Genomic DNA, 13702 nt, shown 5'->3' on the forward strand with positions numbered 1-13702 from the left:
CCGATGACCCTATCGCGACTCAGCCTTGCCATCCTTTCCGTCCTCGCCGGTGCCCCGGCATTCGCCGACGACAGCGGCGTCGACCTCGACCAGGGCTGGAACCAGACCCAGAAGACCGCCTGGCTGGAAGCCGGCCAGGGCTCGCGGATGCTGCCGCTGGCCTGGCTGGTGGCGCTGGAGCAGCGCGCCAGCGAAGAACCGCTGATGTCCGATGCGCTGATCCGCCAGTACGGCTATGTCCCGCACACCCTCGGCGGTTCCAGCGTGAAGGTGGTGCAGGGCTACGCGGTCGACCGCAGCGACGACAGCGACCTGACCTTCACCAAGCTGCGCTGGAAAGCCCTGCAGGGCTCCAGGGAACCCTGGGTCGGACCGACCTGCAGCATGTGCCACACTTCGCACATCAGCTACCAGGGCACCCAGCTGACCGTCTACGGCGGGCAGACCATGGGCGACCTCGCCGGCTTCCAGCTGGAGATCCTCGGCGCCCTGCAGAGCACCCGCGCCGACACCGCCAAGTTCGAGCGCTTCGCCCGCAAGGTGCTCGGCGCCGACGGCCTGGTCAGCGGCTACAACGATGCCAACAAGGCACGCCTGCAGGCAGCCCTGGACGCCACCATCGTGCGCCTGCGCGACGGCTCGCACTTCAACCTGCCGCACGATCCCGAGTTCGGCCCGGGCCGCCTGGACGCCATCGGTTCGATCTTCAACTCGGTGGGCTACGAACTGCATGCCAACGAGCAGATCTACGGCGCCGAGGACGCCCCCGTGAGCTATCCGTTCCTGTGGAACGTACCGCAGCTGGACCGCGTACAGTGGACCGGCTTCAACCCGAACCACATCAACGTGGTCGAGATCGACAACCGCAAGTTCGACGTCGGCGCCCTGGCGCGCAACGCCGGCGAGGCGGTCGGGGTATTCGCCGACGTCAAGGTGCTCAGCCCGATCCAGTCGGCGCTGCACATCGGCTACCCGTCGAGCATCAACGTCGACAACCTGATCCGCATCGAAGACCAGCTCGGCCAACTGAAGCCGCCGGCCTGGCCGAACCAGCTGTTCGGCGCCCCGGAGCCGACCAGGGTCGCCGAGGGCCGCGAGCTGTACCGGCAACATTGCTCCAGCTGCCACACGCCGCTGGACCGCAACGACCTGCGGACCCCGGTGAAGACCGTGCTCACCCACCTGCAGGCGCGCGGCGAGGTCGCGCCGATCGGCACCGACCCGTGGACCGCCTGCAACAGCATCGCCCAGCTGAAGACCGGCTACGTGCGCGGCAAGCCCTACCTGTCCTTCGTCGGCACCGGCCAGCGCGGTTTCTACGGCAAGCAGGCCTATGCGGTGGACGTGCTCCAGGAAGTGGTGGTCCAGGCCCTGGCCGCGCGCGGCCTGAGCGTCGCCCTGGGTGCCTTCCAGACCGCCGCCCTGGGCATCTTCGACGGGCAGTTGCCGCCGCTGATCAGTCCGGTTCCGGACAGTCCCGATGCCGCCAGCGCCGAAGCGCCCGCCGCGGACGCGCCAGGCGCCCTGCTCCTGGCCGAAAACGTCGCGGCCGACAGCGACAAGGCCCGGCGCCTGGAGCAGTGCCTGGCGATGACCAGCGACCTGATGGCCTACAAGGCGCGCCCGCTGAACGGTATCTGGGCCAGCCCGCCCTACCTGCACAACGGCTCGGTGGCGACCCTCTACGACCTGCTGCTGCCGCCGGACCTGCGGCCACGGACCTTCTACACCGGCAGCGTCGAGTTCGACCCGGTCAACGTCGGCTACATCACCGATGCCGGCGGCGCCAACCGCTTCCTCTTCGACAGCGGCAAGCCGGGCAACGCCAATGGCGGCCACGACTACGGCAACGCGCAGTTCAACGAGCAGCAGCGCCGCGCCCTGGTCGAGTACATGAAGACCCTCTGAAGCCCCTTGCGCGGCCGGCGCTCCCGGCCGCCTCCCTCAACCGGCGGCGACCCGCCGCGCGGTCTCGACGAAGCATTCGAACTGGGTGTCGCTGGCGCGAAGCCGCGAAGTCGGCGACACCGCCAGCCCCACCGGCAGGCGGAAGCCTTCGTTGACCGCCGCCGGCAGAGCGGTGAAGGCCACCCCCGGATAGGCAAACTTGGTCAGCGACAACGGCAGGAAGGCGAAGCCGTCGCCGCTGGCGACCTGGGCCAGGAGAATGCTCAGGTCGTTCGGCCGCACGCTGCGCCGGGGCGCGAAGGCAGCGGCATCCATCGCATCGTTCATGAACTGGCTGTAGGCGGGAAACAGCGAGTCCTTCGGTACCAGCAGCGGCTCGCCGATCAGGTCGTTCAGCGACCAGTCGGGCGCCAGTCGCCGGTGCAGGGTTTCCGACAGGGCGATGACGTGCTCGTAGCTGCCGATCTCCATCAACTCGTATTCACGCACCACCTTCGGCGGCGCGCCGATGATCGCCGCGTCCAGGGACGACTCGCGGACCAGGCTGAGCAGGTCCAGCGATGGCGCCCAGGATGGCGAAACGGCGCTGCACACCCGCGCTTCCTTCAGTTGCCGGGCCAGCTCGCCGGACCAGCCGGGATCGAGGTAGCGGCTGAAACCGATGTGCAACTGGCGGTCGTCGCCGTCGCCGATGTCGCGGGTCAGCGCCTTGGCCTCGGCGATGATCTTCACCGCGCGGCAATGCACCACCCTGCCCACTTCGGTCAGGCTCACCCCGGCCGGACCGCGGACGAACAGCGCCTCGCCGATGTGCGCTTCGAGCGCCTGGATCTGCCGCGACAGCGACGGCTGCGAAACGTGCAGCACCTCGGCGGCCTGGCCGATGCTGCCGTACTCGGCGACACAGGCGAAATACATCAGCTGGCGCAACGAAGGCATCGCCTTCGACCAGTTGATGATCGGGAAACTGGCATCGGTCACGGACATTGCGTACATACCCCTCGCTGGCAACACGGGTCGGATCGGCACGGACAGGGAAACCCCGGGACGGCGCGACGAGCGACCGCCGGCCGCCTTCATCCGAAAGCCGTTTCGCGGCAGAAGAACGAAAGATAGGTAGCGGAGATGACAGGAAGCGCGACGTTCGGGTCCGGGACGCTCTTCATGGACGGCGTCTTGTTCCCGCGCCGCCAGTATAGCCAGGCGGCATGGGAAACTGGCCATGCGGCGCGCCACCACCGCGGGCCACCCTCGCCGTTCGGATAGGTCCCCTTGCCAGGTCGGTCCGAAGCTGCCGGGGGCTATCGAAAGCGCTGCGCCGTGGGCACCGGCCACGAACGCAGGCCACCCCGTCGGCAGCGGCTGAACCGCTTCGTCTTTTCGTGAACCGCTTCCGTGTCGGCGGAGCGCCAGGGGGGCTACGCTGAGTTTTTCAGGATCAGGAGTACCGCCATGCTGGATCACGACCTGACTGTCGCCCTGCTCTGCCGTCTCAACCAGAACCAGAGTGCCCTCGGCATGGCCCTGGAGGAGCTGGCGATCTGGGCGAAGCGCCATGAAGGCGGCGAAACCTACGATGTCGTCATGAACCACCTGCAGACCCTGGAGCGCAATGCCGACTTCGTCGCCGAGGCCATCGTCGTCCTGATGGCGGATCGCTGAAGCGCGCCGCCCCCGTACGAGCGGACGAGCCTGCGCGGTGTGCTGGGCACGGTGCGCAGTAAAATCTTCAAGATTTTTCTTACAAGGCAATAGGACTCGTCCAAGTTACCTCGCCCATAGCTCCCGGTACCCTCGCCCGTTACACCTTTCAAGCACCAACGGGATCTCCAGGGCTTATGCTTCTTCGAACCATCAGTGTGGAAACTGCCGAGCAGACGGAACTGAATGCGGCCTTGTTGTGTGGTTTCGCCATTCCCGCCAGCGACCGCAACTTCATCGCCTACAGCCTCAACGAACAGGTCGACGAAAACGACTCGCGCGTCTACATCGCCTCCCTGTTCAAGACCGACGACGGCTTCCGCCTGGGCCGTCTCGACACCGACGAGGCCTGCGAGGCGGCCATCCAGGTGTTCCGCCAACTGGTCCGCGAAGCCACCACCGGCAACCGCCGGACCAGCGATCTGGCCTACCACCTCATCGACCTGCAGGACGCGGCCATCGCCCCCTCGCGGCGGGAAGAACACCGCTCCCTGGTGCTCGAACGCGAATGGGTGATGAAGCTCGTCACCTTCGAGTCCCCCCATGGCTACGGCCCCGCCCTGGATGGCGAGGAACCCTGCGCGGAAGTCCCGCCGCTCGTCCAGGAGGCCCTTTTCGAAGACGCCGCTCCCGATGTCCTCGCCGAAGACGATGCGGACGAGACCACGGACGGGCCGGCGGAGCCCATCGACGAGCCCGAGGCGGCGGAAGACGAAACCGTCACCGAGGCCGGATGCGTCGAGCCCGAGCCGCGGCCGGATGCGGAAACGGCAGCGCCCGAGGGTGGGGCTCCAGCCGAGTTCGCGGCGAAAGCGGAGCAGTCCGCCAAGGTAGCGGATGCCGAGGCCATCGGCGCCTTCGTCGACAACGCCAGTCATCTTCGCGAGGAGCTTGCCGACCTGGCGCAGATGCTCCACCCCGCGCTGCACGCCGCCGACGCCACGGGCAGCGCCAACCTTCCGTCTCCAGACGCCGCCGAGGAATCCTCCATGCCCCCGAGCCCCTCCCCCCTCGCCGCACCCGCGCCGGAACCGGTATCGGCCAGGGTCCCCAGCCTGTCGCTGCGCCTCCGGGTGCCGCCCGCACGCCTGGCCGGCGCCGAGGGCGGGGCCAACGCCAGAGAGGCGCCCACCCAGGCCGCCGCCGTCATTCGCCAACCCGAGGATGAAGCCCACGTGGATACGGATACCGCGCTCGATATCGGCAACGATACCGAGCATCTGCTACAGGACGTGCAGGGCACCCTGGCCGACCTCGCCGGCATGGCCCAGCAACTGAGCCAGCAGAAGCAGGAAGCGCTCAAGCAGCAGGAGTCGCTGGAGTCGCTCCAGACGCAACTGCACGAGAAGGAGCGGCAATTGCAGGAAAAGGAAAAGCAGCTCCGGCAGTGGCACAAGCGCCTGCAGGACGACCGCCAGGCGCTGGAGCGGGAAACCGAGCAGAGCAACCGTCTCCTCGCCGAGCGCAGCGCGGCCCTGCAACAACTCGCGGAAAGCGTCGAAGCCCGCGAGCGCAGCAGCGCGCGGCGAGCCGAAGTACTGCAGATCGAGCAGGAACGCCTCGAAGAGTTGCGCAGCCAGCAGAACCTGCGCCAGGCCGAACTGGAAAAGCGCGAAGCCAGCGTCCAACAGCGCAGCCTGGAACTCGGCGAGCGCTTCAAGAAGCTGGAAAGCGCCCGCGAGAAGCTGGCGCAGATCGTCAAGGGTTTCAACGAGACCGTACAGTTCAATACCGCTCTGCACGCCATCAGTCATACCGGGTTGAAGCGCCAGGAAGAGAGCGCAGCCGAACTGGAATAAGGTTCTCCTCCGGCAAAAGGGCGCGGCGCCGATACTGGCCCGCGCCCTTTTTCATTCGCCCAGCTGCGCCTGGCCGCTCGCCCTCGGGACGCGGTGCCGCCGGCCAGTTCACCGGTGCGCAGAGCAGTTGTGCGCCGGACAGCGCCGGCAGGCGCACCCATTCGGGAAACTCCAGGTCGTAGCAGACCATCACCGCGATTCGCCCGAAGCGGGTGGCGACCACCGGCGCTGGCCCTGGCACAAGGCCATGGGAAGGACGGAGTGTCGGCAAGCGAAGACGGGAAGGGAATCAGTCAGGTCAAATAATCAGTTGAGCATTCTCTGAACCATACGCAGGGCGTTCGCTGAACCGAGGGCCGCTGAGGCTCCGCGTGGTCTCTTCTGCCCCCGCTCAAGGGCGGCGCGCAGCATGGCCCTCGGCGGAAACCTGTGGCGCCTGGGTCTGCCCCGCCTCGCGCGCCAGCAGGTCGCGCAGGCCCTGCGCATCCAGCGGCCGGCTGAGCAGGAATCCTTGCAGTTCGTGGCATTGCTCGTCGCGCAGGATATGCATCTGCCCTTCGGTCTCCACCCCCTCGGCGGTGACCCGCAGGTTCAGGGCGTTGCCGAGATTGATGATGGCCTGCACGATCGAACGGTCGCGCCCGGTCTTCTCCATGCTGGCGACGAAGCGCTTGTCGATCTTGATGCTGTCGAAGGGATAGGTGCGCAGGTAGCCGAGCGAGGAATAGCCGGTACCGAAGTCGTCCATGTTGAGGCGGACGCCCAGCTCCTTGAGGGCCGTCATGGTCCGCAGCGCGCCATCGACATCGTTGAGCATGACGTTCTCGGTGACTTCCAGCTCCAGCCGGCGAGCATCCAGGCGGGCCAGGCGCAGGGCCTCGCGCACCTGCCAGACGATATCGCCGGTCATGAACTGCGCCGGCGACACGTTCACCGAGACCATCACCTCGCCTGGCCAGCTGGCGGCGGTGGCGCAGGCCTCGCGCAGCACCCAGTTGCCGATCTGTACGATCAGGTCGCTTTCTTCCGCCAGGCCGATGAACTCGTCCGGGCCGATCAGCCCGCGGCGCGGATGGTTCCAGCGGATCAACGCCTCCGCCGAGGCGATCGTCTGTTCCTGCGCCAGGAAACGCGGCTGGTAGTACAACTCGAACTCGCCGTTCTGCAAGGCGGCGCGCAACTCGGTCTCGCGCAGCTTCTTCTCGGCGAGATGGGAGTCCATGGCTTCCAAGTAGAAACGCCAGGTATTGCGCCCCGCGGCCTTGGCCTCGTACATCGCCACGTCGGCGCAACGCAGCAGGCCGCGCGGATCGCCGCCGTGCTCCGGCGCCAGGGCCACGCCGATGCTGGCGCCGACATGGAAGCTGTGCCCTTCGTAGGCGACCTCGCGGTTGATCACGTCGATCAGCCGGCTACAGAACTTCTCGATTTCCAGCTTCGACGACACGTGGGTACTGACCACCACGAACTCGTCGCCGCCGAGCCGGGCAACCATGTCCTGGTCGCGGGTCGAGGCGCGCAGCCGTTCGGCGATGGCGTAGAGCACCGCATCGCCGGCGGGATGGCCGTGCTGGTCGTTGATCGGCTTGAAGCGGTCGAGGTCGAGCATCAGTACCGCTACCGGCGACTTGCCAGCCTTTTCCGCCAGCAGGCGTTCGAGGAACTGGAACAGCTTGTTGCGGTTCGGCAGGCCGGTCAGGGCATCGTGCAGGGACAGATGCTGGATCTTCGCATGGGCTTCGACCTCGTCGGTGATGTCGGCCGCCGTGCCGCGATAGCCGCTGGCGACGCCGTTGCGGATCGCGCTGGCGCTCAGCTTGCCGACCCGCGCCTGGCCCTGGCTGTCGCGGAAAGCGCAGACCAGGCTGGACGGCGCACCGGCATCGGGCAGCCCTTCCAGCCACTTGACGATGTTCACCGTATCGCTATCCAGCAACTCGTCCAGCCGCCGCCCGATCCAGGCCTCCGGCTGGTAGCCGGTGACGTCGCGGAAGCGCACGGAGAGATAGGTGAAGACGAAATGCCCGTCGACTTCCCAGATCCAGTCCGAGGCCGCCTCGGCTATCGACTTGAAACGTTCCTCGCTGGCCAGCAGGGCCTGGTTGCTGCGTTTCAGGACCTTCTGCTGGCGATCCACCGCGCGGGCGTTGAGCACGGCGCTGCGGCTCAGCCAGAACAGCAGCCCGGCGGCGAGCACGAAGATTCCCAGCAGCGGCAACGCGGTCTCCCGCAGCATGGCGCTACCCGGACGCGACGACACCCAGGCCAGGCGATGGGGAGTGCCCTCCAGGGCAAGGCTTTCCTTGTCGCCCGCCGCACCGCCGGCCAGCAGGTGCAGGTTGGCGATGCCGTAGTCGCCGCCGAGCTTGGCCAGCTTCACCGGGGTCAGCCGGTCGACGAAGACCATCACCGAGGCCTTGGCCAGGTCGATGGGCGCATGATCGCTGGTGGGCTTGATCGCCGAGGCGACCAGGATCGCCGGTGCGCCGTCGAAGTCGACGTAGCGGCTGATCGCCGCCTCGTCCACCGCGGCGCGGCGGGCGGCGCTGAGGATGTCTCCGGCATCGGCGCCCAGCGAGTCGGCCAGCGAGCGTTCGGAAAGCTCGCCCTCGAGCATGGCGTAGCGAGTGCCACGGTCGTCGATGACGAAGACGCCGTCGTAGCCATTGGTGGTGTAGAGCACCGAGCCGAGGTTGTTCTTGGTGAAGGCCCAGTCCACGTCGACCCGGTTTCCCAGATAGACGTAGGCGTCGGTCCAGAAGGAATAGGTGGTGGAGAACTGCTCGGAATTTTCCCGGCGATTCTGCAGCGCCTTTTCCACGTAGAAATGGCTCTGCTCGATGGCGATGTCGTCCTGGTGCCTGGCGATGTGCAGGATCGCCCAGCCGCATGCACCGAGGGCGAGGAAAAGGGCGGCCAGGAACATTAGGAGATGCTTGGAGACCTGGGAGACTGCGGTACCGCTGGCAATCGCTGAAGCAAGCATCGATTCGCCATCCTTGTGACCGTATAGGTGCGGGCCTTGGTCACTGTCTTATAGTTAAGCATCCAGGGGGCGTCAAAAACCCCGCTTGGCAAGCGCATCGGCGCCGAAGATGCGGCTGCCGCTCCCGCAAAGGCGCGCGCCGCCGCTGGCCTCGGCGGCGCGCGGCGGCTCTCAGCGGCCCTGCCTGGCGACGATCGCCTCGGCCACGCTGGCCGGTACCTCGGCATAGCGAACGAACTCCATCGAGTAGCTCGCGCGCCCCTGGGACATCGAGCGCACGTCGGTGGCATAGCCGAACATTTCGCCCAGCGGGACCTCGGCACGGATCACCTTGCCCGCCGGGGTATCCTCCATGCCCTGGATCAGGCCACGCCGGCGGTTGAGGTCGCCCATCACATCGCCCATGTAGTCCTCCGGGGTCACCACCTCGACCTTCATCACCGGCTCCATGAGCACCGCTCCGCCCTTCTGCGAGAGTTGCTTGGTGGCCATCGAGGCGGCGATCTTGAACGCCATCTCGCTGGAGTCGACGTCATGGTAGGAGCCGTCGTACACCGTCGCCTTCAGGCCGATCAGCGGGTAGCCGGCGAGCACGCCGTTCTGCATCTGGTCCTCGATGCCCTTCTGGATCGCCGGGATGAATTCGCGGGGAATCACCCCGCCGACCACCTCGTTGTGGAACTCCAGGCCTTCCTGCCCCTCATCGGCCGGAGCGAAGCGGATCCAGCAATGGCCGAACTGGCCGCGGCCGCCGGACTGGCGGACGAACTTGCCCTCGATCTCGCAGGTGTTGCGGATGGTCTCGCGATAGGCCACCTGCGGCTTGCCGATATTGGCTTCGACGCCGAACTCGCGGCGCATGCGGTCGACGATGATGTCCAGGTGCAACTCGCCCATCCCGGAAATGATGGTTTGCGCGGTCTCCTCGTCGGTCTTCACGCGGAACGACGGGTCTTCCTGGGCCAGCTTGCTCAGCGCGATGCCCATCTTCTCCTGGTCGGCCTTGGTCTTCGGTTCCACCGCCACCGAGATCACCGGATCGGGGAAGTCCATGCGTTCGAGGATGATCGGCTTGTCGATGGCGCACAGGGTGTCGCCGGTGGTCACGTCCTTCATGCCGATCAGCGCGGCGATGTCGCCGGCGCGCACCTCCTTGATCTCGTCGCGCTGGTTGGCGTGCATCTGCACCATCCGCCCGACCCGCTCCTTCTTGCCTTTCACCGAGTTGAGCACCGCGTCGCCGGAAGTCAGCACCCCGGAATACACGCGGGCGAAGGTCAGGGTGCCGACGAAGGGGTCGGTGGCGATCTTGAACGCCAGCGCCGAGAAAGGCTCGTCGTCGTCCGCATGGCGCTCGTCGTGCTTCTCTTCGTCGTCCGGGTCGGTGCCCCTGATCGCCGGGATTTCCGACGGAGCCGGGAGATAGTCGATCACCGCGTCGAGCACCAGCGGCACGCCCTTGTTCTTGAACGAGGAGCCGAGCACCGCCGGTACGATCTGGTTGGCCAGGGTCCGCTGGCGCAGCCCGGCCTTGATCTCCTCGATGCTCAGTTCCTCGCCTTCCAGATACTTGTTCATCAGTTCGTCGTTGGCCTCGGCGGCGGCCTCGACCATGTGCGCCCGCCACTCCTCGGCCAGCGCCCGCAGCTCCGCCGGGATCTCCTCCTCGCGGTAGCTGGTGCCCTGGTCGGCATCGTTCCAGTAGATGGCCTTCATCTTCACCAGGTCGATCTGCCCGCTGAAGTTTTCCTCCGCGCCGATCGCCAGTTGGATCGGCACCGGGACATGGCCCAGGCGTTGCTTGATCTGCGCGACCACGCGGAGGAAATCGGCGCCCTGGCGATCCATTTTGTTGACGTAGGCCAGGCGCGGCACATGGTACTTGTTGGCCTGGCGCCAGACCGTCTCGGACTGCGGCTCGACCCCGTCGGCGCCGCTGAACACCACCACCGCGCCATCGAGCACGCGCAGCGAGCGCTCCACCTCGATGGTGAAGTCGACGTGGCCGGGAGTGTCGATGATGTTGAAGCGATAGCGGTGCGGGAACTGCTTGGTCGAGCCCTGCCAGAAGGCCGTGGTCGCCGCCGAGGTGATGGTGATGCCGCGCTCCTGCTCCTGGACCATCCAGTCCATGGTCGCCGCGCCGTCATGGACCTCGCCCATCTTGTGGTTGACGCCGGTGTAGAAGAGGATCCGCTCGGTCGTCGTGGTCTTGCCGGCGTCGACGTGGGCGACGATGCCGATGTTGCGATAAAGCTCGATGGGAGTGGTGCGAGCCATGATCTGCCCCTTGGGTGCTGCCCTGGATGATGGGAACGACTGCTGAAAGAAAAATGTAGCTGAAGAAAGGACGCCACAGCACCGCCGCGACGCCTGCTTTTCGACCTCGGCAGAGGGGACTGGTTCTGCCGCTCCGGCCCGCCGACGAAAGGCGCAACGGCAGGGCTTGTTCCCAGCGGACATAAACTCATGGCGCAAAGGTCTAAGCCGTCCCTGGAAAATCCCCCGGCTCGACGGACATCCGTGGACACACCGGAACAAGGGATGCCCCGACCATGCACCGATCGCTCCACACCGACCCGCCGCTGGGCGCCGCCCTGCTGCTGGCCCTGCAGCTCGCTCCCGGCAGCGCCGCCGCGGCGGAGGGACAGGCGCCTGTCGACCCGCCCACGGTCCAGTTGCAACGAATCGAGGTGACCGGTAGCGCGATCCGCCGGGTCGATGCGGAAACCGCGGTGCCGATCAGCGTCCTGCGCGCCGAGGAGCTGCGCCAACAGGGCGTGACCAGCACCGAGGAACTGATCGGCCGGCTTTCCGGCAACCAGGGCGTATACAACTCCAGTCGCTCGGTCGGCAGCGCCACCGGCGGCGCCTCGTTCGCCGACCTGCGCGGGATCGGCGCGAACAAGACCCTGGTGCTGCTCAACGGCCGGCGCCTGGCGAACAATGCCATCGACGGCTCCGCCGTGGATCTCAACACCATTCCCTTCGCCGCCATCGACCGGGTCGAGGTGCTGCGCGACGGCGCCTCCGCACTGTACGGCACCGATGCCATCGGCGGGGTGATCAACTTCATCACCCGCAAGAGCCTGAACGAAGGCCGCGTCGACAGCGGCTACGCCTCCCCCACCCACGACGGCGGCGGCAACCAGCGCAACGTCAGCGCTAGCTGGGGCTTCGGCGAGCTGGAGGAGGATCGCTTCAATGTCTTCGCGGTGGCCAACTACGACAAGCAGGAACGCCTCGGCGCCAAGGACCGCGGCTACACCTACAACTACCAGCCGGGACGCGGCCTCGACTACAGCTCCGGCACCGCCTTCCCCGGCAACTGGAGCCAGGGCGCCAACGCCAGCAATCCGCTGGCCGCCGGCGGTTGCAAGGGCGCCGACCTGATCCCGCGCAACGGCATCTGCCGGCAGAGCCTGTGGCGCTACCTCGACCTGGTGCCGGAAACCGAGAAGACCTCGGTGTTCAGCCGCGCCACCGGCAAGCTGGCCGACGAGCACAACGTCAGTCTGGAGTACTTCTGGTCGCGCAACGACAACGCTACCCAGGTCGGCCCAGGGACCCTCACCGGCCTGCAGATCGATCCCGGCACCGCCTTCTATCCCGGCAACGGCATCACTCCCGGTCCCGGCGGCTTCGTCCTCGACCCGAGCCGGCCGGTGGAGGTCAACTGGCGGCAGAGCGTGCTCGGGCCGCGCCTGCAATCCTCGCAGAACACCGGCCAGCGCCTGCTGCTCGGCTTCGACGGCCAGTTCGCCGGCTGGGACTACGATATCGGCGCCTCGTACAACCAGAACAAGGTGGTCGACCATATCCACAGCGGCTACGTCGACGATCGCGCCGCCGCCCTCGGCATCGCCAACGGGACGCTGAACCCGTTCGGGCCGCAGACCGACGCCGGCCTCGCCTACCTCGGCAGCCATGCCCTGAGCGGCGACTTCCGTACCTCGGTCGGCCGCGTCAAGGGCCTGGACGCCCGCGCCAGCCGGGAGATCGGCGACTGGTTCGGCGCCGGGCCGGCGGCCCTGGCGCTGGGCGGCGAGTTCCGCAAGGAAGCGTTCCACCAGGACATCCAGGACTTCGCCGGCAACGTGCAGAGCCTCGGCGTCGATCCCGCCGCCACGGTCAGCGGCGAGCGCAACCTGAAGGCGCAGTACGCCGAACTCAACGTGCCGGTGCTGGACAGCCTGGAACTCAGCGCGGCGATCCGCCACGACAAGTACAGCGACTTCGGCAGCACCAGCAACCCGAAATATTCGTTCCGCTTCCAGCCGTTCCGCCAGTTGGTCCTGCGCGGCGCCTACAGCGAAGGTTTCCGTGCGCCGTCGCTGTACGAACTGTACAACCCGACCTTCACCACCTATACCAGCGCCAACTACGACGACCCGCGCCTGTGCGCCGGCGGCCAGCCGAGCCAGGGCGGCATCGCCAACCGCGACTGCGCCCAGCAGTTCTACAACGCCACCGGCGGCAATACCGACCTGCGACCGGAAACCGCGCGCAACGTTACCCTGGGCCTGGTCTACCAGCCGCTGCGCGACCTTTCCGTCGGCCTGGACTTCTGGTGGATCAGGATCGCCAACCAGATCGCCGAGTTTCCCGAAGCGGCGATCTTCGCCGACCCGCAGGCCTACGCCGGACGCATCGTGCGCAAGGCCGACGGCTCGATCGATCACGTCGTCACCGGACTGGCCAACCTCGGCAAGGTAAAGACCAGCGGCGTCGACCTGAGCCTCGATTATCGTTTCCCGGCCAGCCGCTACGGGCAGTTCGGGCTCGACCTGCAAGGCACCTACGTGTCCCGCTACGACTTCCAGCAGCAGATCGGCGGCCAGTACCTGGACAACGTCGGCGACTTCCAGGGCGTCGGCGTGATCGCCCGCTGGAAGCACGTCGCCAACGCCACCTGGAGCCGCGACGCCTGGCAGGCCACCCTGAGCAACCGCTACACCAGCGGCTACAACGACTACAACCGCGCCAGCCACGGCAAGGTCGGCTCGTGGAACCTCTGGGACCTGGCCGGCAGCTACCGCCTCAGCCACGCGCTGGGGCTGACCCTCGGGGTGAAGAACCTGTTCGACCGCGAACCGCCGTTCAGCAACCAGACCTACACCTTCCAGAGCGGCTACGACCCGCGCTACACCGATCCCTACGGGCGCATCCTGTTCGGCCGCCTCAGCTACAGCTTCTGATGCCGGCGCGGGCGCCCGGCCGGTATGGCCGGCAAGCCCGTCGACGGCTGTCCAGCTACCAGATCCGGTAGCCCTGCCAGATTTCGCAGGCGACCAGATCTGGCAGGTTG

At 67.0% G+C, this 13702-nt stretch carries 7 protein-coding genes and 1 pseudogene; 4 read left to right on the forward strand and 4 right to left on the reverse strand.

Annotated elements, in window-relative coordinates:
• The first annotated feature begins 3 nt into the window (after positions 1 to 3).
• The gene (locus tag AT700_RS14755) at positions 4 to 1908 is read left to right on the forward strand and encodes a 10S-dioxygenase (RefSeq protein ID WP_048521119.1); all 1905 of its coding nucleotides are present in this window, start codon (positions 4 to 6) and stop codon (positions 1906 to 1908) included.
• A 36-nt stretch (positions 1909 to 1944) separates the two neighbouring features.
• Here the strand turns inward: AT700_RS14755 and AT700_RS14760 are convergent, their stop codons facing one another.
• Complete coding sequence (locus tag AT700_RS14760) at positions 1945 to 2847, reverse strand: LysR family transcriptional regulator (protein ID WP_003121680.1); 903 nt, start codon at positions 2845 to 2847, stop codon at positions 1945 to 1947.
• Between the two features lie 513 nt (positions 2848 to 3360).
• Here AT700_RS14760 and AT700_RS14765 point away from each other — a divergent pair.
• Both AT700_RS14765 and AT700_RS14770 read left to right on the forward strand, forming a co-directional pair.
• Positions 3361 to 3570 (forward strand): hypothetical protein, encoded by a 210-nt coding sequence (locus tag AT700_RS14765; protein WP_003088759.1) that lies wholly within the window; start codon positions 3361 to 3363, stop codon positions 3568 to 3570.
• A 176-nt stretch (positions 3571 to 3746) separates the two neighbouring features.
• Positions 3747 to 5408 (forward strand): hypothetical protein, encoded by a 1662-nt coding sequence (locus tag AT700_RS14770; RefSeq protein WP_012614217.1) that lies wholly within the window; start codon positions 3747 to 3749, stop codon positions 5406 to 5408.
• Positions 5409 to 5436: 28 nt separating this feature from the next.
• Here the strand turns inward: AT700_RS14770 and AT700_RS30280 are convergent.
• The 3 genes and pseudogenes from AT700_RS30280 to fusA all read right to left on the reverse strand — a co-directional run.
• A pseudogene (locus AT700_RS30280) lies at positions 5437 to 5640 on the reverse strand (nitrilase-related carbon-nitrogen hydrolase); the annotation flags it as partial.
• Positions 5641 to 5799: 159 nt separating this feature from the next.
• Entirely contained in the window at positions 5800 to 8394 is a 2595-nt protein-coding gene (locus AT700_RS14775; RefSeq protein WP_033974467.1) for a bifunctional diguanylate cyclase/phosphodiesterase, read from the reverse strand.
• A 171-nt stretch (positions 8395 to 8565) separates the two neighbouring features.
• Entirely contained in the window at positions 8566 to 10674 is a 2109-nt protein-coding gene (gene fusA / locus AT700_RS14780; RefSeq protein WP_048521120.1) for an elongation factor G, read from the reverse strand.
• 275 nt (positions 10675 to 10949) lie between these two features.
• Here fusA and AT700_RS14785 point away from each other — a divergent pair, with 275 nt between their 5' ends.
• On the forward strand, positions 10950 to 13592 hold the full coding sequence (locus AT700_RS14785) for a TonB-dependent receptor (protein ID WP_048521121.1): 2643 nt from the start codon (positions 10950 to 10952) through the stop codon (positions 13590 to 13592).
• The last annotated feature ends 110 nt before the right edge of the window (positions 13593 to 13702 follow it).

The sequence above is a fragment of the Pseudomonas aeruginosa genome (genome assembly GCF_001457615.1).
GTDB lineage: Bacteria > Pseudomonadota > Gammaproteobacteria > Pseudomonadales > Pseudomonadaceae > Pseudomonas > Pseudomonas aeruginosa.

Bases quoted from the DNA above. Each gene is read 5' to 3' on its own strand.
- AT700_RS14755 (WP_048521119.1), top strand. From the start codon at position 4: ATGACCCTATCGCGACTCAGCCTTGCCATCCTTTCCGTCCTCGCCGGT.
- AT700_RS14760 (WP_003121680.1), bottom strand. From the start codon at position 2,847: ATGCCTTCGTTGCGCCAGCTGATGTATTTCGCCTGTGTCGCCGAGTAC.
- AT700_RS14765 (WP_003088759.1), top strand. From the start codon at position 3,361: ATGCTGGATCACGACCTGACTGTCGCCCTGCTCTGCCGTCTCAACCAG.
- AT700_RS14770 (WP_012614217.1), top strand. From the start codon at position 3,747: ATGCTTCTTCGAACCATCAGTGTGGAAACTGCCGAGCAGACGGAACTG.
- AT700_RS14775 (WP_033974467.1), bottom strand. From the start codon at position 8,394: ATGCTTGCTTCAGCGATTGCCAGCGGTACCGCAGTCTCCCAGGTCTCC.
- fusA (WP_048521120.1), bottom strand. From the start codon at position 10,674: ATGGCTCGCACCACTCCCATCGAGCTTTATCGCAACATCGGCATCGTC.
- AT700_RS14785 (WP_048521121.1), top strand. From the start codon at position 10,950: ATGCACCGATCGCTCCACACCGACCCGCCGCTGGGCGCCGCCCTGCTG.